The 21,101-nt window shown below is 32.5% G+C and carries 16 protein-coding genes and 1 tRNA gene; 12 read left to right on the top strand and 5 right to left on the bottom strand.

The window, feature by feature from the left end; translation table 11 throughout:
• The first annotated feature begins 148 nt into the window (after positions 1–148).
• Together GB234_RS03540 and GB234_RS03545 are read left to right on the top strand one after the other, a co-directional pair.
• Positions 149–2,230, top strand: a complete 2,082-nt coding sequence (locus GB234_RS03540; protein ID WP_151893135.1) for a tetratricopeptide repeat protein — start codon at positions 149–151, stop codon at positions 2,228–2,230.
• A gap of 10 nt (positions 2,231–2,240) precedes the next feature.
• Positions 2,241–2,981, top strand: coding sequence for a LytR/AlgR family response regulator transcription factor (locus GB234_RS03545; RefSeq protein WP_151893136.1), 741 nt, complete (start codon positions 2,241–2,243; stop codon positions 2,979–2,981).
• A gap of 378 nt (positions 2,982–3,359) precedes the next feature.
• On the opposite strand, the gene GB234_RS03550 is transcribed toward GB234_RS03545, so the two are convergent.
• Both GB234_RS03550 and GB234_RS03555 read right to left on the bottom strand, forming a co-directional pair.
• A complete protein-coding gene (locus tag GB234_RS03550; RefSeq protein ID WP_151893137.1) occupies positions 3,360–4,058 on the bottom strand; it encodes a LytR/AlgR family response regulator transcription factor in 699 nt (232 codons plus the stop codon).
• A 96-nt stretch (positions 4,059–4,154) separates the two neighbouring features.
• Positions 4,155–6,083, bottom strand: a complete 1,929-nt coding sequence (locus tag GB234_RS03555) for a tetratricopeptide repeat-containing sensor histidine kinase (protein ID WP_151893138.1) — start codon at positions 6,081–6,083, stop codon at positions 4,155–4,157.
• A gap of 394 nt (positions 6,084–6,477) precedes the next feature.
• Between GB234_RS03555 and GB234_RS03560 the strand changes: the two genes are divergently transcribed.
• The 3 genes from GB234_RS03560 (at position 6,478) to GB234_RS03570 (ending at position 9,654) form a co-directional block, all read left to right on the top strand.
• Entirely contained in the window at positions 6,478–7,707 is a 1,230-nt protein-coding gene (locus GB234_RS03560; RefSeq protein WP_151893139.1) for a metallophosphoesterase, read from the top strand.
• A 53-nt stretch (positions 7,708–7,760) separates the two neighbouring features.
• Complete coding sequence (locus GB234_RS03565) at positions 7,761–8,066, top strand: thioredoxin family protein (RefSeq protein ID WP_308645058.1); 306 nt, start codon at positions 7,761–7,763, stop codon at positions 8,064–8,066.
• Between the two features lie 166 nt (positions 8,067–8,232).
• Positions 8,233–9,654: a phage tail-like protein gene (locus GB234_RS03570; protein WP_151893141.1), complete on the top strand. Its 1,422-nt coding sequence runs from the start codon at positions 8,233–8,235 to the stop codon at positions 9,652–9,654.
• Position 9,655: 1 nt separating this feature from the next.
• Here GB234_RS03570 and GB234_RS03575 read toward each other — a convergent pair whose 3' ends face one another.
• Together GB234_RS03575 and GB234_RS03580 are read right to left on the bottom strand one after the other, a co-directional pair.
• Entirely contained in the window at positions 9,656–10,318 is a 663-nt protein-coding gene (locus GB234_RS03575; protein WP_151893142.1) for a polysaccharide deacetylase family protein, read from the bottom strand.
• A gap of 90 nt (positions 10,319–10,408) precedes the next feature.
• Complete coding sequence (locus GB234_RS03580; RefSeq protein ID WP_151893143.1) at positions 10,409–13,720, bottom strand: glycosyltransferase family 117 protein; 3,312 nt, start codon at positions 13,718–13,720, stop codon at positions 10,409–10,411.
• A 211-nt stretch (positions 13,721–13,931) separates the two neighbouring features.
• On the opposite strand from GB234_RS03580, the gene GB234_RS03585 reads away from it, so the two are divergent.
• Together GB234_RS03585 and GB234_RS03590 are read left to right on the top strand one after the other, a co-directional pair.
• Positions 13,932–14,002: transfer RNA gene (locus GB234_RS03585), tRNA-Gln, on the top strand.
• A 147-nt stretch (positions 14,003–14,149) separates the two neighbouring features.
• Complete coding sequence (locus tag GB234_RS03590) at positions 14,150–14,749, top strand: hypothetical protein (protein ID WP_151893144.1); 600 nt, start codon at positions 14,150–14,152, stop codon at positions 14,747–14,749.
• Between the two features lie 71 nt (positions 14,750–14,820).
• On the opposite strand, the gene GB234_RS03595 is transcribed toward GB234_RS03590, so the two are convergent.
• Positions 14,821–16,077, bottom strand: coding sequence for an NAD(P)/FAD-dependent oxidoreductase (locus GB234_RS03595; protein WP_151893145.1), 1,257 nt, complete (start codon positions 16,075–16,077; stop codon positions 14,821–14,823).
• A 103-nt stretch (positions 16,078–16,180) separates the two neighbouring features.
• Between GB234_RS03595 and flxA the strand changes: the two genes are divergently transcribed.
• From flxA to GB234_RS03620, 5 genes are read left to right on the top strand one after another with little or no spacing between them, the layout of a single operon-like run.
• Entirely contained in the window at positions 16,181–17,707 is a 1,527-nt protein-coding gene (gene flxA, locus GB234_RS03600) for a flexirubin biosynthesis tyrosine ammonia-lyase FlxA (RefSeq protein WP_151893146.1), read from the top strand.
• Between the two features lie 15 nt (positions 17,708–17,722).
• The gene (locus GB234_RS03605; RefSeq protein ID WP_151893147.1) at positions 17,723–18,853 is read left to right on the top strand and encodes a WG repeat-containing protein; all 1,131 of its coding nucleotides are present in this window, start codon (positions 17,723–17,725) and stop codon (positions 18,851–18,853) included.
• 15 nt (positions 18,854–18,868) lie between these two features.
• Positions 18,869–19,621 carry a flexirubin biosynthesis SDR family reductase FlxB gene (flxB, locus tag GB234_RS03610; protein WP_151893148.1) on the top strand — a complete coding sequence of 251 codons (753 nt, stop codon included), beginning with the start codon at positions 18,869–18,871 and terminating at the stop codon, positions 19,619–19,621.
• A 1-nt stretch (position 19,622) separates the two neighbouring features.
• Complete coding sequence (locus GB234_RS03615; protein ID WP_151893149.1) at positions 19,623–20,843, top strand: beta-ketoacyl-[acyl-carrier-protein] synthase family protein; 1,221 nt, start codon at positions 19,623–19,625, stop codon at positions 20,841–20,843.
• A 9-nt stretch (positions 20,844–20,852) separates the two neighbouring features.
• On the top strand, positions 20,853–21,095 hold the full coding sequence (locus GB234_RS03620) for an acyl carrier protein (RefSeq protein WP_151893150.1): 243 nt from the start codon (positions 20,853–20,855) through the stop codon (positions 21,093–21,095).
• The last annotated feature ends 6 nt before the right edge of the window (positions 21,096–21,101 follow it).

Genomic DNA, 21,101 nt, shown 5'->3' on the forward strand with positions numbered 1-21,101 from the left:
GTTACTGTTAAAGATAAATTTTACATTATTACTTAGCTAGCTGTAATTTGTAACCGTCGTTAAGTAAAGTTTAAGTGTTGATTGTTAGGGTTTAATCGTAAATAATTTTATACTTTTAAAAAACAACCGCAAAAAACTATTTTCATTGATGAAATGTAAACTACTCTATTTCATTTTATTCTTTTGGGTATATAGCTCAGCCCAACAAAAATTAATAGATTCTCTATCAGAACAATTAAAATTATATCCTGATAATAGCATAGAGAAATTGACTTTACTTAACGATTTGTGCTATTACTATAATAATATACAACCTAAGGAGGGACTTTTATTTTGTGATAAGGCAATTAACTTGGCAAAAAAACTAGAGTCTAAAGAGCAACTTGCATTAGCATATAAATTTAAAGGTGTTAATTATTATGCATTAGCAAATACAGCAGCAGCATTGAAAATGTATGATTCAGCAATTGAGATTCAAAAAACTTTTAATGATGAAAAAGCGCTTGCTAAGACAATATATAATAAGGGATTAGTTTATTTTAATGCTTCAGATTATAAAGAATCAAACCATAATTATCGAGAGGCTTATATAATTTTTGAAAAGGAAAAAGACTCTTTTTTAATGGCGAAAATGCTAAATAGCATAGCTATAAATCAAATGTACCAAGTTAAATATCCTGAAGCTATTAAAACTTTTAATGAGGCAGCAATCATTTATGAAAACTTAAACAAGCAAAACGATTTTGAGTATGGGAGTATCCAAGCTAATCTGGGGCTTCTGTATAAACGTTTAGATAAATTTGATCAGGCAATTGCTCAACAAGAAAAGGCACTACTAATATATCAAAGGCAAGGAAACCTCTACGGTCAAGCAAACGCCTTATCAAATTTAGGAAATTGTTACGATAGTAAAGGAAATTCTCTAAAGGCTATTGAATATTACAAAGAGTCAAATAAATTAAATGAGCGCATAGGTAATACATTATTAGAAGCTAACAACCATACAAATACTGGAATAGCTTATATATCTTTAAAAAGGTTTGATGATGCTATTGAAAATCTAGAGCAGGCAATATCAAATTATAAAAAAATAGGTAATACCACAAACTTGGCAATTGCAAATGAAAACCTAGGAACTTGCTATCGTGAAAAGTATAAAGTCAATCCACAATCATCTTTTGTAAAAAAGGCTACAACCTATTTTAATAATGCATTAGTGGAAGCTAAAAGTGTTAATAATATTCTTGTACAACAACAAGCCCTAGAGGGTCTTTCATGGACAAGTTCAAAATTAAATGACTTTAAAAAAGCTTTTCAACAAAAAGAGCGTGCTACAGTTTTAAAAGATAGTTTTCTATCGCTTGAAAAAATGGAGGCATTTGCTAAGATGGAAGCTCAGTTTACGTTTGAAAAAAAAGAAGCGCTTTTAAAAGCAGCATATAGTAAAGAACAAGCACTAGCTAAAGCTCAAATGCAACGGCAAAAAATTATTAAAAATGGAACAATTGTAGGAGGCTTGTCCTTGTCTTTTTTAAGTATAATTGGATTTGTTTTATATAAAAAGAGGCAAGAAGCGGTTTTTAAAACGAAAGAGGCTCAATTTAGCACTGAGGTGGCCCAAACAGAATTGAAAGCATTAAGAGCACAAATAAATCCACATTTTATATTCAATTCACTAAATTCAATTGGCGATTATATTATAAAAAATGATATACATTCCGCTAGCGACTATCTTTCAAAATTTGCCAAATTGATAAGGGAGATTTTGCAAAATTCAGAAAAAAAGAATGTGCTGCTTTCTGAGGATATTTCAGTATTGAAGATGTATTTAGATATTGAAAATAAACGATTTGATAGAAAATTTTTATACACCTTTGACATAAGCGATACCATTGATGCAAATAATGTTTTAGTTCCTCCTCTTATCATTCAGCCTTTTATAGAAAATAGTATAAAACACGGTTTAGCAAAAAACGAAAGTGATGGACACATTAAAATTACTATTGATAAAAAAGGCGATGCATTACATTATATTGTAGATGATAATGGTGTAGGCAGAAACGTAACCGCAGTAAAGTCTAATAATAGAACATCTTTAGGGATAAAAATTACTGAAAATAGAATCAACATCCTCAATAGAACCAATAATATAAAGGGTTCGGTAAAAATAATGGATAAAGAAAAAGGTGTAAGAGTTGAAGTGTACCTCCCCTTATTATATGCATCATAATATTTTATAAATGATTAAAACAATACTTATTGACGATGAGCAGCATTGTATTGACAGATTGTTGTATCACATAAAACGTAGTACTGCAACATTTACTGTAATGGCAACGTGCAGTACAGTATGGCAAGCTGTTGAAGCTTGCAAACTGCACAAGCCAGACTTAGTGTTTTTAGATATAGAAATACAAGAAAAAACAGGGTTTGATTTTTTAAGGGAGATGCCTCAAATTAACTTTCAAGTTATTTTCACAACCGCTTTTGATAATTATTCAATCGAAGCCTTTAAGTTTAGTGCGCTTCATTATTTGTTAAAACCCATTGACATTGATGATTTTAATGAAGCTGTGAGGCGCTATCTTGATCGAATAAAGCCTACTAGCCAGCAAATAGATCAAAGATTTAGAGTGTTACTTGATAGCATTAATAATAATAATTCAAAATTAACATTGCCCACCGCAACAGGATATGAGTTTGTTGAAATTACCTCAATTAATCGTTGCGAAGCAGATGGAAGTTATACTCATATTTTTACTTTAGACAAACAATTTACTGTTTCAAAACCATTAAAGCATTATGAAAATTTGTTAGAAAACCTAAGCTTTTATCGTGTACATAACTCTCACTTGATTAATTTAAAATATGTTAAGCAGTATACAAAAGGTAACGGAGGCTACCTTACAATGGAGGATGGAACTACTATAAATGTTTCTGCGCGTAGAAAAGATGGGTTTTTAAATACACTTAACAGTTAGTTTTTTATAAAAAAAGACCACGCTCCTCAATTCGTGGCCTTCAATAATGCTATAAATGCTAATTTGTTTTTCTAAATTAAAACTATCTCAAAATAATAGCGATAGATTCATTTTTTTAAATTAATAACAATAAAAGCAGGTTAAGTTTGGTAGTGGTAATTTGATACGTTAGTTGACTTACAATATAAATTTATTTGATTGTAAAAAACCTAACAAATATTTTTAGTGAACAAATGTTTTTTTTAGTGAAACTTTGAAATTGAGTGGCATTAAGTTTTCTTCGGAAATTTTAATGGATTACAATCATTTTGTTGTTATACATTTCGGCTTAAAAACAAAGACTATTTGAATAGCTTAATTATTTAAAATTAATAGAAATTAATTAAGAGTTGGTGTTTCTGCCATTCTAGCACTGAGTTTCTTTTTTCTTGAATACCCCAAAGGAACCTCAACGGAGTCCACTTGGACAAAATCTGTAGCCACTGCTACAACTTTTCTAAGGTTTATCCAGTAGGAACGATGACATTGAAAAAAATGTGCTTGATTTAAGGCTTCAGAAATACATTTTAAGGTGTGTGGCACCAAGTATTCTTTTGCTGATGTAACTATATAACAATAGTTATCAAAAGCTTTTAAATATTGAATACTGGATTGATTGATGGTATATTTTTTTCCTTCAGTTTTAAAGCTGAGTTTCTCTTCGTCTTGGTTAATAGTATGCCAGGCTAGTGTTATATTACTTAAAAGTCCTGCCTCTGTAAATGGTTTAACTATATAACCTAATGGGTTTGTTTCTTTAACGCGGGATAATGTAACTGGATCTGTTTGAGAGGTTAAAAATAGATATGGAATCTGCTCATTACTTAAATAATGAGCTATATCAACCCCATCTTTATTACTTTGTAGTTGAATATCTAATAAGACTAATGTGGGTTGTGTTTTAGAAATTTGGGCGACTGCCTCTTCATATTCATCACTACTGCCAGCTATGGCTATATTATTTTTTTTCAAAGCCATTTTTAGGCTCATTACTATTAGCGGTTCATCCTCTACGATATAGACGTTTAGTTTGTTCAAGAAGTTTTTTGATTGTCAGTTACATACAATCTACAAATAACAAATGGACTTTTATCCTTTTTTTAGTGAACGCATACTTTTTTTAGTGAATAAATTTTATAAGATTTCAAAACGCATCATTACCACTTTTGCTTCTGTGCCTTTTGGAGATGCAGGTAGGAGTGTGAGAGTTGCTTTTAATTTTTTACATAAACCTTCGATTAATTGAAGTCCAAAAGAGCTATCCTTAACTTTAGGGGGCATTCCTTTGCCATTATCTGTTACCGTTAATACTAGAGTTGCCGCTTGTTTTTTAAATGAAATATGTAATAAACTGTTTTCAGTTACAGGATGAAACGCATGTTTTAAAACGTTTGTAATTAATTCGTTTAAAATTAGGCCTAAAGGTGTTATTGTTTCAATGTCTAGCAATAAAGATTGTGCATCTACTTTATATTTGAGTTTTGTGGTTTCAAATTGATGACTTTCTATAACATCTTTTGTAAAATCTTCGATATATTCTTTACTATCAATACCAACTAATTTGTTTTTACTATAAAGTTTTTGATGAATAAGTACCATAGAGCGCACTCTATTTTGAGCTTCTTTTATGGCTATTTTAGCTTCAGCGTCTTGTGCGGTTTCACTTTGAATAAAAAGCAATGAGCTTACCATTTGAAAGCTGTTTTTTACTCTGTGATGTGTTTCTCTTAATAATATGTTTTTTTCATCTACTGTAGCTTCAAGTAAATTTTTCTGTTTTGCAAGTAAAATATTTTTTTTCCTGTTTTTGTAAAAGAAAAACCCCAAAAACAATGCAAATGTAAATGCTACTGCAGCTAAAATTGAATAAAGTTTACTCTCGTTTTCTTTTGCTTTAATTTGTGCTGAGCGTAACTCTTCTGTTTTATTAAACTCATATTGAAGTTCTTGTTCTGTTTGCTTTTTTATGTTTTTTTCATTAAAAATACTGTCTTTAGTTTTTAAATAAAGTTCATGATTTTCGAGAGCTAAGTCATAATCTAAAGTAGCCTTATAGCCTTGATATAGGCAATTACATGCTTTTTTAACAACTTCGAGATTTGAATCTGCTATTGCTATTGTTTTTGCTTCCTCACAATCAGCTTTAGCATTTTTGTAGTCTTGAATATTTAAATAAAGATTTCCTTTATAAAACAAAGATTCAGCAAGCATTGTTGTAATGTTATTTTTTTTGTAAAATGCCACTACATCTTCTAGATATGGAAGTGCCATTTGATTTTCATTTAATCCAGTATATGCAACTCCAATATTTAAATCTGAATTTTTTATAATTCGTTCTTGAGCATTCCCTTTTTTCTTTAATTTTTTCCCTTCTAGAAAAGCATCGAGTGCATTTTTAAATTGATTTTTCTTTAAAAAAACATCACCTTTATTATTAATAAATACTCCAGCGAACATATATAAATTGTTTCGTAAAGCTGTTGAATATCCTTTATCGTAAAATGATATTGCTTTTTCATATTCATCAATGCTATTATAATAATTAGCTAAACTATTTAGGGTTGATAATCCCATCATTTTATAACGTCTTCGCTCTTCACCTGTAAGTGGTATTGTATCAATTTTGTCTAATAACTGTTGAGACTCTAGTGTTTTTGAAATTGACAGAGGCATGTTCCCTTTTTTTTGATAAACACCTCCTTCGGTTGAAATTAAAGACGCGTTAACAAGAGGTTGTCGAGTAGGAGATAAAAAGGGTTTTGCTTTTTTTATGTAAAATAAAGACGAATCTAGTTTAGCATTGTAATAATAATAATTAGCATAATAATAATAGGTAAGTGCTATGTAATCCTCGTTATCATTATCAATTGCTATTTGCTCTGCCTCTTTTATGTAGTTAATTGTGTGGGTGGCGTATCTTTCTTTATTGGGTATTGAACATAGATAATCAAATTTTTCTTTAACTGTTGTGAGTTTATTTGCTATTGTAATTAGCGAATCAACTTTTTTTTCTTGTTGTGCAAAACAAAATAATGGAAGTAGTAATATGAAGATTATTTTCAATGGAAGTAGTTGACAGTTAGTGTTGTGAATTTACTAAATTCTAATTAAACATAATTGCTAAATAATTGTTGTAGCTAATTTAAAGCAAAATGATGCTTCATCTATCTGCAAAAAAAGTCAAAAATGGAAAAGTCATCACAGGTGTGATGACTTTTCGCCCCAAATTTGATTAATACCTTAAGTATCAACCTACTTATGTATAACAAAGCTAATTAAAAATAAGATACTCACTTGTAAGATTTTTCCTGTGTTAAAAAAACAGGTGTAACTACGTAGGAATGTTCTAGTTATGTGCTTTTTTAAAAGGTATTTCGGAATATAAAAAATATACATATCATAACTATTATCTATTCTAGATTGAATTGTAATATCTTTGATAAAAACCTTATTTTATATGATTCGTTGGGTAATATTTATTGCAATTTATATTCTTATAGATATTTATGCATTCCAAGCCGTCAAGACACTTACTCGAAATTCTATAATTCACTGGCTCTATATTCTGAGCTCGCTAGTGGTGTTAATATTATTGATTATTCAACTCAATAAATTAGGAGGCAGTAGGATGATGTCTCCTGGAGGGATGTATTACTTTGGACTATTTCTGGCTTTTTTTGTGCCAAAAATGCTCATTATAATTTTTATGTTTGGTGAAGATATTATACGCTTATTTGTTGGATTATTTTCAAAAATAGGAGGTGGAAATGAAACTTTTTATTTGCCCTCGCGTCGCAAATTTATAAGTACTATTGCTCTTGGAATTGCAGCAATTCCATTCGCTGGTCTTCTCTATGGGATGGTAAAAGGTAAATACAATTACAAGGTTTTAAAATATGCTATTGAGTTTGATGACTTGCCTGAAGAGTTTCACGGCTATACGCTCACGCAAATAAGTGATATTCATAGTGGTAGTTTTGATAATATTAATAAAGTAGAATATGCCGTAAGCTTAGTAAATGAACAAGAAAGCGATGTTATTTTATTTACAGGAGATTTAGTTAATAATGTAGCTGATGAAATGGAACCCTATACTCATATCTTCGGAAATTTAAAAGCTAGAGATGGCGTGTTTTCAGTATTAGGTAATCATGATTATGGTGACTATGTACAATGGAAAAGTAAAACAGAAAAAATCCGAAATTTAGATAAATTAAAAGCATTGCAACGAAATATGGGTTGGGATTTGTTATTAAATGAACACCGAACAATTACCCGTAACGGACAGTCTATTAAATTATTAGGTATTGAAAATTGGGGGTCTGGAGGTTTTAAAAAAGCGGGTGATCTTGTTAAGACATGTGAAGGTTGTAACGTTTCAGACTTTAAAATTTTAATGAGTCATGATCCTTCTCATTGGCAGGAACAAGTAAAACAAAATAATAAAAATATACAACTTACTCTAAGTGGTCATACACATGGAATGCAATTTGGTATTGATATTCCTGGCTGGTTTAAATGGAGCCCCGTAAAATATAGGTATGAAAACTGGGCTGGGCTTTATGAGGAGTTTGGACGCTATATTCATGTCAACCGTGGTTTTGGATATCTTGGATACCCTGGAAGAGTAGGAATGTGGCCTGAGGTGACAGTTATTACATTAAAAAAGAAAGGGAAAATAGTCTAAGGTGTGATATTGCAGTATAAATGTTATATTTGTAATATACACGTTACGAAAAAATAAGTCAAATGTCAAAATTTGGAGAATTAATTGAAACAAAAATCCCAGTCTTATTGGACTTTTATACAGAGTGGGATGATGCATGCAAATTGATGCATCCTGTTTTACGTGACGTTGCAGCTGCGTTAGGGGATAAAGCCCGTGTAATAAAAATTGACGTAGAAAAAAACTCAGAACTTGCTGAAGCTCTTAGGGTTAAAGGACTTCCAACACTTATGATTTATAAAAGTGGGGAAATGAAATGGCGTCAAAGCGGAGAGCAGGATGCATCTACGTTAATTGGTCTTGTCAAAGAATATATTTAAATAAATATATAGAAGTACTAGTCTAACACATCTTAAAGTGTTAAAAAAACACATAATAGAGCATAATTTTTTCGTTAAAAGGCTTTTATTTGGGTTTAAGTGCTAATTTTGCATGTTTTGTATTCTTTTTTATTTAGAAAAAAATTTCAATTAAACCATATTTGTTATGTATACTAAAATAATAACATTCATATTCCTTACTTGTTTGTCTGTTTGTGTCTCTAAAGCTCAAGTAGGTATAGGAACGACAAGCCCAGCTGCATCATCAATGTTAGATATTTCTTCAACAACCCAAGGACTTCTAGCTCCACGAATGACAACTGCACAACGAACAGCTATTACAATGCCTGCTAATAGTCTTCTTGTCTATGATACTACAATCAAGTCATTTTACCACTATGATATTTCTACAACGTCATGGATTAAAATAAATTCAGCATCAAATCAAAGGACTAACTATAAACTTATCAAATCTGTTTCAGATTTAGCTTCCGAGCTTGTTGCGGGAAGTAATACTAAATACTTATTACAAGCAAATACCTTTTATGAGATTAATGGAACTATAAATTTAAATTTTCCAATAGATTTAAATAATGCTTATGTTGCTGGATTAGATACTAATGAAGATATTTTAAGTAGAGCTAGCGGTAGAGTTTTTGAAGGATCAACAGGGGGAAGTATTAGAAATTTAACAATAACTGGTGGAGGTACTGCTTTTAATATAACAGGTGGATCTTCATTAATAATACAAAGTTCAATAATTACAGGCATGGCCAGTGTTGGGAATATATCTAATGTAGGACTCTATTTTGGTAATATTGTACAGTTTATAGGAAACACTAACGGAGTTACTTATTCTAATATTGGAAATTTACTTTTAAACAATCAAGGCTGGCTAGGAAATAACAGTGGGACTTATGAAACATTTGTTGGTACTTTTGGCTTAATACAAAAGGCTAGCGGTTTTAGTAACGTACTTTCTGGAAGGACAGGTATGAACACTACCGGAATTACTTCAATCACTGGCGATGCAGTCTTAAGTCAAGTAGTTTTTTACGGAGGAGGAACTTACGTAAATGGTTCGTCCAGTTATACTGGGTATAATTTTAGTAAAGATTGGACTGTTAATTCTACAGGAATTCCACGTGAAGAAGATGGAGCTGCTACCGCAAATATTTATTATACAAGCTCTAGTGTTGTAACTATTACTAACTCTACACCAATTAAACTTCCAGTAACCACTGCGCCTATTCGAATGTTTAGGACATCTACTCGTCCTGGAGCAAATAGTAGTAATAGCGTAGTGTATGAAGGTAAAAAATCAAGAGCATTAAATGTAATAGGCTCAATCTCATTTACGGCTATTCAAGGTATGCGTTTTACATTTTCTATTTATAAAAATGGGGTTCAACAACCAGGGTCTGAAGTTGTTTATGATGTTGTGGATACTAATGCAAGACAAGGACTTTCTATAGTTGGTACAGTGGTGGCTAATCCATCAGATTATATAGAGATTTATGTAGAACGTAATACAGGATCTGGTTCAAATCAATTTTTAATAACAAGCTATAATCTATTATTAAATTAACTTATAATTTTGAAAACCTATAGTTATTTTCAACTATAAAACTTAAAACCTTCGGTAAAGCATAGCGAAGGTTTTTTTCTGCCTTTAAGCTATCATGGAAAACTATAATACTTCCGTTTGAGATGTTTTTTAATACGTTTTCAAGACATTTTTCTTCGGAAATGTTAGCATCATAATCCATACTCAATACATTCCACATAATTATTTTATATCCTTTCTCTCTAATTTTTTTTGCTTGCCGAGAAGTCATTTTACCATACGGCGGACGGTAGAGATTGCAGATTGTTGTTTTCTGATAATTATTTTCGTTTAGTTTAATTGTTCTTGTAAATGTATTTTCAAATAACTCAACGTCCTTTATATAATTTTTAAAATTCGTTTTCCACCCGTTTAAATGATGTTGGGTATGATTACCAACGGAATGTCCATTGTTTAATATTTCAGCAAAAATTGAAGGATGCTTATTTACATTATCGCCTATACAAAAAAATGTAGCTTTTGCATTGAACTTATAAAGAGTTTCTAATACCCAGGGAGTTATTATTGGTATTGGGCCGTCGTCAAAGGTGAGGTATATGGTTTTTTCATTATTTGGTCTTGACCATTCACGTGTAGAGAATAGTCGTTGAATGAGTTTTGGTGGACTTACCAATAATGAATTCATGTTTAAAGGTACAGCTATAATAATTAAGGGTTACATGATTTCTAAAGTTTCAGAATGCATATAACCCTCAGTTTTTAAAATAAATAAATTTTAATTTTCAATAGGTGCTGTCTCCTCTTCTTCAATTAATTCCATCAAGGTGGAATCTAATGGTATGTTCATATCTACTTGTTGTTGAGGTTTACTATTTACATCGATTCCCTCATCTGGAGAATAGAGGTATGGAAAAAGTTTAATGTAACCATTAAATTGATTTGCTTCTTTTTCTGCCATTTCGCGATTGTCTTTTTCTAAAAGAATGTTTACAAGTGCACGATAGCGTTCCATATCTGTATAGATTTCCCTCCTTAAATCAATTTGTTCTTTCGTCTTTAGACTACTAAAATAGAGTAGCTTTTCTTGATAGATAACTTCAAGTTGATTATAGATTTCTTTCGCTTTTTTAGGTTTGCCTACTTCATAATATCCTAGAACGTATGGTTCAAGTAATGAGTAAAATTCAAATTTATCAACGGGCATTTTTTCCATTGCTAAGTCTAGTATTTCTTCGGCTTTGTCTAATTTATCTTCATTTATTAATGTTTCGGCAAGTCTTGCAATGTTGCTTCTATAGGTAAGACCATTTCTTCTTGTCTCTACATCATGATAGATATCTGGATCACCACTATTTCCCCAGTCCCAACTTTTAACAAGGTTGTACATTTTGTCACTATCAATACGCCCCATATCAAAAGGATTGTCTTTATCTACTTCGGTTTGAAGTGGCACTAACTTATAGACAACTCCATCTAACTGTAAAAAGTCTTTCATCCATAGATAATCATCGTCGCCAAAACTTCCGCCAGAAAAATAAATAGGGCGTTCCCAGTTGTTGTTAGCTATAATGTCTAACATTAATAACCTGTTTTTATAGATAACATCACCGTCAAAACTAATAGTGATTTTATCTACAATTTTATCTGCATCTTTTTGTTGTACAATTCCGTTTTTAAGAACATTTTCTTTATTTACAGGAACTGTAATATTCTTTGCGGGAAAGGTATTAACTACTTGACCACTTCGAGGAATTTGATATTTTGTAACAGGACTGTCATCTGCAACAAAATTCATCCAAGTTTTAATGTCAACGGTGTCTTTTTTAGTTTCTTGGAAAATAACGTAATCTCTTGAACCCCATTTATACTTATCATGTGTTAATTGTGACGGTATGGGATCACTATCAAAAGCCTTCTTTTTCATGTCATCGATATACCAATCAGTAGCAAAAAGAGCAGTGTTTATAACTCGAACATCACGTCTATACCCTTCAATGTTTTGCAGATACCAGAGTGCAAAGGTGTCATTATCTCCAATGGTAAAAATAATTCCATTTTCATCAATGCTGTCTAGATACATACGCGCCATTGATTGTGCTGTATACCTATTTGAGCGATCATGATCATCCCAGTTTTGTGTTGCTAGGAGTACTGGAGAAGCAAGTGTAGCGACTCCAAGAATTACGGGCAATGCAATTTTAGGGTTTATATATTCTTTTAAAATTTCGTAAAGTGCATATACTCCGTATCCTATCCAAATTGCAAATACATAGAATGAACCTACGAGTGCATAATCTCTCTCTCGTGGTTCAAAAGGACGTTCGTTAAGGTACACTTTTAAGGCGAGTCCAGTAAAGAGGAAAAATACAAGCAAGACCCAAAAACTTTTCGAATCATTTTTAGCGTGGAACACTAATCCTAGAATCCCAATAATAAGCGGTAAAAAGAAATAAGTATTTCGGCCTTTATTTTCAAGGTCCATTGTAGGGATGTTTTTTTGATTTCCTAAGCGTAATTGGTCGACAAAAGATATTCCACTTATCCAATTTCCGTGGAGATTATCATAACGTCCCTGAACATCATCTTGTCTTCCTGAAAAATTCCACATAAAATAACGCCAATACATATAGCCAAATTGATACTCAAACATGAATCCAATATTTTGAATAAATGATGGTTTTTCAATATCAAAATAAGGACTAAATTGCGTTAAAAATTTGTCGTAATCTTCACTGTCTACAAGCCCTTTATCGTAGGCTGTTCTAAATTTATCAACTTCATCTATAAGAAGTTGTTCGTTGGAGAATTCAGGCTTTATTTTAAAGTTAACTGCACCCGTAATTTCCATGTAATTAGCATTGTGCTCAATACTCCACATACGCGGAAGGAAAGATTTTTGCGAATCTGCAAAATTCTGTTTGGCATTTTTTATATCATTAACAATAACATATTTATTCGTCTCTAAGTCTTTTTCATATTTAGGTTTATCGTCTAAAAATGGTTCATTTTCGTCAAGTCCTACATAGTCTTCTGTAAATTGTGGCCCATAAAATAAATGTGTTTCAGGATATTGTTCTCTATTGTAGTATGCAAGTAACTCCCTAGCGTTATTAGGATTATTTTCATTAATAACCGTGCCTGCATTTGCGCGTACAGGTAGCATTAACCAGCTAGAAAAGCCAATAAGAATAAACAGTGTGCATAATAAAATAGTGTTGAGCTTTACAAAATTTTTACTACGAGTATATCTTAGGCCGAAATAAAATGCGGCAATAAAAAGAATTCCAGCTATAATAGTACCAGAATTAAAAGGCATCCCCATTGTGTTCACAAAGAAGAGTTCAGTAGCACTAAAAAACTTTAATGTGCTAGGAAGCAGTAATTTAAATATAAAAAGTAAAATTGCAACGGTAACAACATTTGCAACGATGAAATTTTTTACAGTAACTTTTTTGTAATTTTTAAAAAAGTATAAAAATCCAATAGCTGGGATTGTCAATAGACCCATAAAGTGAACACCAAAAGAAAGTCCAACAATAAAAGCAATTAAAATAAGCCATTTATCACCTCTTGGGGTGTTCATCTCACGTTCCCAGCGTAATGCTGCGTAAAACAAAACACTCATTATAAAAGCAGCCATAGCATATACTTCAGCCTCAACAGCGCTGTACCAAAAACTATCAGTAAACGTAAATGAGAGTGCTGCAACTGCTGCTGCACCTAGAATAGCTTTTTGATTTGTGGGATTGAGTTCACTATTTTTTGAAACGATATTGGTTAGCAAAATTGTGACAGACCAGAACATAAACAATATTGTAAATGCACTTGCAAAGACTGACATTAAATTAATGGTCAATGCAATATTTGAGGGGTCCATTGCAAAAATGGAAAAGAAAGCACCCATCAATTGATATAAAGGTGCTCCAGGTGGATGCCCTACTTCTAAGTTGCTAGCGGTGGTTATATACTCTCCAGCATCCCAAAAACTAGCAGTAGGTTCAACTGTTAGCCAATAGGTAATTAGGGCAACCGTAAAGACAAACCAACCTAAAATAATATTCCATTTCTTGAATGTAAAAGCACCCATATTGTGTTCAATTTTTTATTGGGACGAATTTACTAATAATTAGTCTATCCCAAGTAGTAAAACACCCTAACGTAAGAGAAGTGTCCTTATTTTAAGCCGAAATATAATTTCGTAAATTTTTTATAATAAAATGTTTGTCTTAATTAAAGAAAATATTAAATTTGCATCCGCTTAACGACCGATTAATTTCGGAAGTAAGCAAAAAAGGTATTGTCCCATGGTGTAATGGTAACACTCCGGTTTTTGGTATCGTCATTCTAGGTTCGAGTCCTAGTGGGACAACAAAAAGCTCAACTGAAAGGTTGGGCTTTTTTTGTTTTATAAAATTAAATGCTTGTAAATCATTACTTTTAGTTGTTTATATAATATATTAGGGGTGTTTTTCAGTTTCCTTAAAAAAATTACATTTGTACAACTAAATTAAACAATATGAAAAAACAAATTACATTAGTGCTTGCATTGGTCATTACCGCTGCAACATTTGCACAGAAAGCAAAAGTTCTTGAAGGAGATTTTAAAGACCTTAAAGGTATCACAGAATACAACTTAGTTTTTGACTACTCAGATCTAGAAATTCCTAAGTATGACAATGAGGAGGATTTTTTGAAAGATAAAATGGCTAAAAGAGAAGAAAAAAAAGCTGGAGATGGTGAGCGTTTTAAGAAATCTTGGTTTTCAGATAGAGAAGAACGTTATGAGCCTAAGTTTATTGAATCTTTTAATAAGCGTTATGATGAATTTCAAGTAGGTAAAGATTTACCTAATGCAGAATATACGATGAAAATTCATACAACATTATTATATGCTGGATATAATGTAGGGGTTATGCGTCAACCATCAAAAGTAGACGCAATTATATCTGTATATAAAACAGGTTCTCCAGACAATATAATTTTCTCAGTAAAGTATAAGAAGGCAGAAGGTAATGGTGCAATGGGGTATGATTTTGATTCTGGGTATAGAATTTCTGAATCTTATGCAAAACTTGCTAAAACGTTAGCAAAAACAATTAATAAGAAAGCTTGGTAATAAACCATTTTTAAATATTGAAAAAGCCAGATTGCAAATTAAGTAATCTGGCTTTTTTATTTTCTTAATATTTAATGCCCAATGCCATCCTGTTTTTTTTCCATATCAATAATATGTGCCACTGTCTTAACAAGGCGATTATGATTTTTTACAAAAGGATTGGTTTCATCCCAAACATAACCAGCTAGAACAGCACAAATCTGTTTTTTAATCTCTGGGTTTTCTTTGTAATGGAAGAAGATTTTTTGGAGATTCCCTCCGTACCATTCTTTTACATAGGTAGAGAAAACATTTACTCCTTTTTTAATATAATTTGAATATTCTTCTTCCCAATCAACAGTTTCTCCTTCTAATTGACGAGCAATCAATTTTGCCGCTAGTAGCCCAGATTCAGTTGCAAAGGTTACCCCGCTTGAAAATACGGGGTCTAAAAACTCGGCACTATTACCCGTTAATGCAAACCCATTTCCGTAGAGCTTCTTTACAGATTTTGAAACATTTTTAATCATTATTGGTTCAAAATCATAAGGGATTTCTTCAAAGCGGGCCTTAAAATAACTAGAGAGTTTCATCATTGCAATCAATTTCTCGCTATTTGTGCCCTCAAATGATTCCATATAATCAGTAGGCCCAACATAACCTAAACTTGTTTTTCCGTTTGAAAATGGAATAACCCAAAGCCAAACTTCTTTATCAATAACATCAAACGTAATGCGTGTTCCTTCTACACCATCAGGTCTCCTCAAATCATCAACATGAGTAAATATTGAAGAGTGCTTGCCTAATTTTGAAGGAGTGTCTAGATCTAATAAGCGCGGTAAAACTCTTCCGTGACCGCTAGAATCTATAATAAACTTGGCAGAAATATTAGTCTTTATACCCTCATTGTTTTCAATGGTAGTAATTGAAGAGCCGTCATCATTAAAGTGAACATCAATTACTGCATGCTCAAAAGTTATATCAACACCACGTTTTATAAGTTCTTGAGCCATTGCATTATCAAAATCAGCTCGAGGAACCTGCCATGTCCAGTCCCATCCTTTAGTGTGTTTAACTGCAAAATCAAATTCACAAACTATATCTTTACTAAGAAAGCGAGCGCCATGTTTTTTTTCAAAACCTTGAGCTTTTAAGCAATCTAGCAAGCCCACTTCCTCAAAATGCTCCATACATTTAGGTAATAAACTTTCACCTATAACAAATCTTGGAAATTTACTTTTTTCTATTACTTTTACTGTGAATCCTTTTTTGTGTAGATATGCAGATGCAACGGAGCCTGAAGGACCTGCTCCTATTATTAGCACATCAACAGTTTCATCTCTCCTCATTGTTTCTGTTAAGAATAATAATTATATTAAATTTGTTCCTCAAATTTAACTATATTATTTAAGTTGAATTAACTACAACCAAAATTAAAACGAAATACGTTACATGTTAACAATCAAAGGAGAGTTAGGAGTAGAAGAATTTTACAGTATTATATTTAGAGACGAAACTATTGAGGTCCATGAGGATGTTATAGATACAGTTCAAAAAAGCTTTAATTTCTTAAAGCAGTTTTCTGAAAATAAAGTAATCTATGGTGTTAACACAGGTTTTGGGCCTATGGCGCAATACAAAATTGAAGATGCACAGCGCATTCAATTACAATATAACCTTATTCGTAGTCATGCATCGGGTACAGGAAATCCTATTGCCCCTAAATATGTGAGAGCAGCAATGCTAGCAAGAATGAATACTCTCTCTCTGGGAAATTCTGGCGTACATGTATCGGTAATTGAGTTAATGACAGAGTTGATAAATCGTAATATAATTCCGCTAATTTATGAGCATGGAGGTGTAGGTGCTAGCGGTGATTTAGTGCAATTGGCACATTTAGCATTGGTGTTAATTGGTGAGGGAGAGGTTTTTTATAAGGGAGAAAGAAAAAAGACTGTAGATGTTTTCAAAATGGAAAATTTGCAGCCCATTTCCGTAGAACTGAGAGAAGGTTTAGGATTGATGAATGGGACATCAGTAATGACAGGGATAGGAATTGTCAACACAATTTATACACGCAGATTATTAGATTGGATGATTAAATGCTCATCAGCAATAAATGAAATTGTTGAGGCGTATGATGATCATCTAAGTGAGGAGATTAATCAAACAAAAAAGCATAAAGGGCAGCGTAGTATTGCAAATGCAATGCGTGATCACCTTAAGGATAGTACATTGACCAGAAAACGTGAGCATCACCTCTATACTGGTGATAATAATGTAGAGGTTTTTCATGAAAAAGTACAAGAATATTACTCTCTGCGTTGTGTGCCACAAATTTTAGGACCAGTGTTAGATACCCTAAATATGGTGGAGAAAATAATGATTGAGGAAGTGAATTCTGCAAACGACAATCCTATTGTAAATGTTGAAAAGCAGCAGGTGTATCACGGCGGAAATTTCCACGGTGATTATGTTTCGTTAGAAATGGATAAATTGAAAATTGTTGTAACAAAGATGACGATGCTTGCCGAAAGACAACTTAATTACTTACTAAACTCTAAGCTTAATGATATATTACCTCCTTTCGTTAATCTTGGAAAATTGGGGTTAAACTTTGGGATGCAAGGGGTACAATTTACGGCAACATCGACAACTGCCGAAAATCAAATGTTATCAAACCCTATGTACGTGCATAGTATTCCTAATAATAATGATAACCAGGATGTTGTGAGTATGGGAACAAATGCAGCATTAATTGCAAAAAAAGTAATTGAAAATGGTTTTGAGGTTATGGGAATACACATAATTACAATCGTACAGGCCATTGAGTATTTAGGTGTAAAAGATAAAGTGTCTTCAAAAACTAGAGAGATGTATGATGAGATTCGTGAAATTGTTCCTGCCTTTGAAGAAGATATAATTATGTATCCTTATGTTAACCAAGTGAAGGATTATATCATTAATAAAGAAAACTAACTAAACTTTATAAAGATGAAAAAAACAACACTTTTTATTTTAACGTTTATGCTTACTGGCGGAATGTTCTTCGCTCAAGAATTAGCATTAGTAAGGGAGAATGACCAATTTGGGTATATAGATACCTCAGGAAAATTTACTATAAAACCACAGTTTGAAAAGGCAGCGTCTTTTTCTGATGGTCTCGCAGCAGCCATGAAAAATGATAAATGGGGTTTCATTGACAAATCAGGAAACTTTATTATTGAAGCTAAGTATGACAGAGTAAAACCTTTTATGTCTGGTTATGCATTGGTTCTTGAGGAAAAACAATGGAATTATATTGGTAAAAACGGGCAGGTTTTGCAAACACCTGTTAAGGAAAAATATTATGATTTTAATGAAGATGGACTCGCTTTTTATTCAGTAGAAAAACAATATGGACTCATTAATACAAAATCTGAAGTGATTCTTACTCCTTCTTATGATGCTATTAAGCCTTTTGTAAATGGGTATGCGCGTGTAAAAAAAAGTGGTAAATGGGGTATGATAGATAAGACGGGTAAAATATTTGTTCCAGTAGAATATGACGAAATTGGAGATTATAATAATAATGGTATAAGTGTTCGAAAAAATGATTTTTTTGGAATTTTATTAAATGGAAAAATGAATACAATTTCGGGTGCTGATAAAGTTTGGGATTTCCCAGAAGGAGAGAAATTAACATATGCTAGAAAGGATAAGCTCATTGGATTTGTAAATAACAAAGGAGAATGGGTTATTGCTCCTACTTTTCATAAAGCTCGTGCATTTAGTAATGGATTAGCACCAGTTTTTAATGATGATGACTGGGGTTTTATTGATGAAACAGGAAAAGAAGTAATACCGTTTCAATATAGGGATGCAGAGACATTTGCAGAAAATGGTCTTGCGCCAGTTAAAGTAAAAAAATTATGGGGTTTCATTGATAAATCTGGAAAAATGGTAATTCCTGACGAGTATTTGATTTCTGCGGGAGGATTAAGCATTTTTAGTAAAGATAATTTAAAGGGTTTTTACAATGGGTTTGCTCGTGTGAGATTTAAAAAAGAATGGGGCTTTATAGATGAAAAGGGTAATGCGTTAGGAGGAAAATGGTATGAAAATGCAGAAGTGTTTTCAGAATAATATAAGCAACAACTAATGGCTGAAAAAGTAATAAAGAAAAAATACGCTTTAGTAACGGGCGGATCAAGAGGTATAGGTAGTGCGGTCTGTAAGCAACTTGCTCAAGATAGTGAATATCATATTTTGATTAATTATAATAGCAATGAAAATGCTGCAAAAGCTACCTTGCAAGAAGTAGAACAGGCTGGAGGTCAAGGAACAATTATAAAATTTAATGTAACAGATTCAGAAAGCGTAAAATCTTCACTCGATGCTTGGGCGGAAGTTAATAAAAATGCTGTTATTGAAGTGATTATAAATAATGCAGGCATTACAAAAGACGGCATGTTTATGTGGATGCAGCCTGATGATTGGCATAATGTAATCAACACAAGCCTTAATGGCTTTTTCAATGTAACAAATCATTTAATCCAAAAACTTTTAGTGAATCGTTATGGCCGCATAGTTAATATGGTTTCAGTTTCAGGATTAAAAGGTAATCCCGGACAGGTAAATTATTCGGCAGCTAAAGGAGCTGTGATTGCTGCAACTAAAGCACTTTCTGCAGAAGTCGCAAAGCGAAATATTACAGTAAATGCAGTCGCTCCAGGCTTTATTAAAAGTGATATGACGGCAGATTTAGATGAAAAGGAGTTAAAGAAAATGATACCAGCAAATCGTTTTGGCGAAGCCGAAGAAGTAGCGCAGTTAGTTTCGTTTTTAGTTTCCAAAAAAGCATCATATATTACCGGCGAAGTCATTAATATTAACGGAGGTATTTATTCTTAATATGCATAGAGTTGTAATAACAGGAATGGGAATTTATTCTTGCATTGGTAAAAACAAACAAGAAGTAAAGGAGTCATTGTATAATGGGTCTTCAGGTATTATTTATGATGAAAAGCGCAAAGATTTTGGATTTCGCTCATGTTTCACAGGACATGTTGAAGAGCCCAATTTAAAAAAAGAATTGACTAGAAGACAGCGCACTAGCATGGGTGAAGAAGCAATGTACAGCTATGTCTCAACTGTTGAAGCTCTTGACCAAGCTGGAGTTGATCAGGCATATCTTGAAGCTAATGAAGTGGGTATTCTCTTCGGAAATGATAGTACGGCAAAATCCGTTATTGATTCAATTGATGTTATTAGAGATAAAAAAGACACAACATTAGTTGGATCTGGTGCTATTTTTAAAGCAATGAATTCTACAGTGACAATGAACTTGTCAACTATATTTAAATTGACAGGAGTTAATTTTACCATCAGCGCAGCTTGCGCTAGTGGGTCGCATGCCATTGGAGTAGGTTACCAAATGATAAAAAGTGGCATGCAAGAAATGATTATTTGTGGAGGTGCACAAGAAATCAATATGCTTGCTGTTGCAAGTTTTGATGGATTAGGTGTCTTTGCAACAGAAAAAAATAACGCTGCAAAAGCATCAAAACCTTTTGACAAAGACAGAAATGGGCTGATACCCAGTGGTGGTGCAGCTACATTAATATTAGAAAGTTATGAGTCTGCTATAAAACGTGGAGCAACTATCCTTGGCGAAATTGTAGGCTACGGCTTTTCGTCTAATGGTGATCATATTTCTACCCCTAATGTTGAGGGTCCATCAAGAGCAATGCGAAAAGCACTTGATCAGTCTGGATTAAACACGAGTGTTGTTGATTATGTAAATGCACATGCAACTTCAACTCCAGTAGGAGATGCAAATGAAGCTAAAGCTATTTTTGAGGTTTTTGGAGAAAATGGGCCCTATGTAAGCTCAACAAAATCAATGACGGGGCACGAATGTTGGATGGCTGGAGCTAGTGAAGTGATTTATAGTATGTTGATGATGGAACACGGTTTTATTGCCCCTAACATAAATTTAGAACATCCAGATGAAGACTCAGCAAAGTTAAATTTGGTCAAGAAAACGTTAGATAAAAAAATAGATGTATTTTTGTCGAATTCCTTTGGTTTTGGAGGAACAAATTCAGCATTAATAATAAAAAAATTGCCCTAATAATATCACATGAATAAAGAAGAAATCGTTGAAAAAGTCAACTTCTTTCTTGTAGATGAGTTTGAAGTTGAAGAAGATGATATGAGTCCGGATGCCAATTTAAAGGAAACTTTAGAGTTGGATTCCTTGGATTTCGTTGACCTTGTGGTTGCGGTGGAGTCTAATTTTGGAACAAAGTTAATAGGTGAGGATTTCAATGGGGTGGAGACACTTCAAGATTTTTACGATTTAATTGAACGTAAAATTAGTTAAATCTAG

Source organism: Patiriisocius marinistellae (assembly GCF_009014635.1).
Taxonomy (GTDB): domain Bacteria; phylum Bacteroidota; class Bacteroidia; order Flavobacteriales; family Flavobacteriaceae; genus Patiriisocius; species Patiriisocius marinistellae.

Excerpts from the sequence above, each read along its gene's own strand:
- GB234_RS03540 (WP_151893135.1), top strand. The coding sequence starts at position 149 with ATGAAATGTAAACTACTCTATTTCATTTTATTCTTTTGGGTATATAGC.
- GB234_RS03590 (WP_151893144.1), top strand. The coding sequence starts at position 14,150 with ATGAAAAAACAAATTACATTAGTGCTTGCATTGGTCATTACCGCTGCA.
- flxB (WP_151893148.1), top strand. The coding sequence starts at position 18,869 with ATGGCTGAAAAAGTAATAAAGAAAAAATACGCTTTAGTAACGGGCGGA.
- GB234_RS03605 (WP_151893147.1), top strand. The coding sequence starts at position 17,723 with ATGAAAAAAACAACACTTTTTATTTTAACGTTTATGCTTACTGGCGGA.
- GB234_RS03595 (WP_151893145.1), bottom strand. The coding sequence starts at position 16,077 with ATGAGGAGAGATGAAACTGTTGATGTGCTAATAATAGGAGCAGGTCCT.
- GB234_RS03575 (WP_151893142.1), bottom strand. The coding sequence starts at position 10,318 with ATGAATTCATTATTGGTAAGTCCACCAAAACTCATTCAACGACTATTC.
- flxA (WP_151893146.1), top strand. The coding sequence starts at position 16,181 with ATGTTAACAATCAAAGGAGAGTTAGGAGTAGAAGAATTTTACAGTATT.
- GB234_RS03615 (WP_151893149.1), top strand. The coding sequence starts at position 19,623 with ATGCATAGAGTTGTAATAACAGGAATGGGAATTTATTCTTGCATTGGT.
- GB234_RS03545 (WP_151893136.1), top strand. The coding sequence starts at position 2,241 with ATGATTAAAACAATACTTATTGACGATGAGCAGCATTGTATTGACAGA.
- GB234_RS03580 (WP_151893143.1), bottom strand. The coding sequence starts at position 13,720 with ATGGGTGCTTTTACATTCAAGAAATGGAATATTATTTTAGGTTGGTTT.
- GB234_RS03560 (WP_151893139.1), top strand. The coding sequence starts at position 6,478 with ATGATTCGTTGGGTAATATTTATTGCAATTTATATTCTTATAGATATT.
- GB234_RS03620 (WP_151893150.1), top strand. The coding sequence starts at position 20,853 with ATGAATAAAGAAGAAATCGTTGAAAAAGTCAACTTCTTTCTTGTAGAT.
- GB234_RS03570 (WP_151893141.1), top strand. The coding sequence starts at position 8,233 with ATGTATACTAAAATAATAACATTCATATTCCTTACTTGTTTGTCTGTT.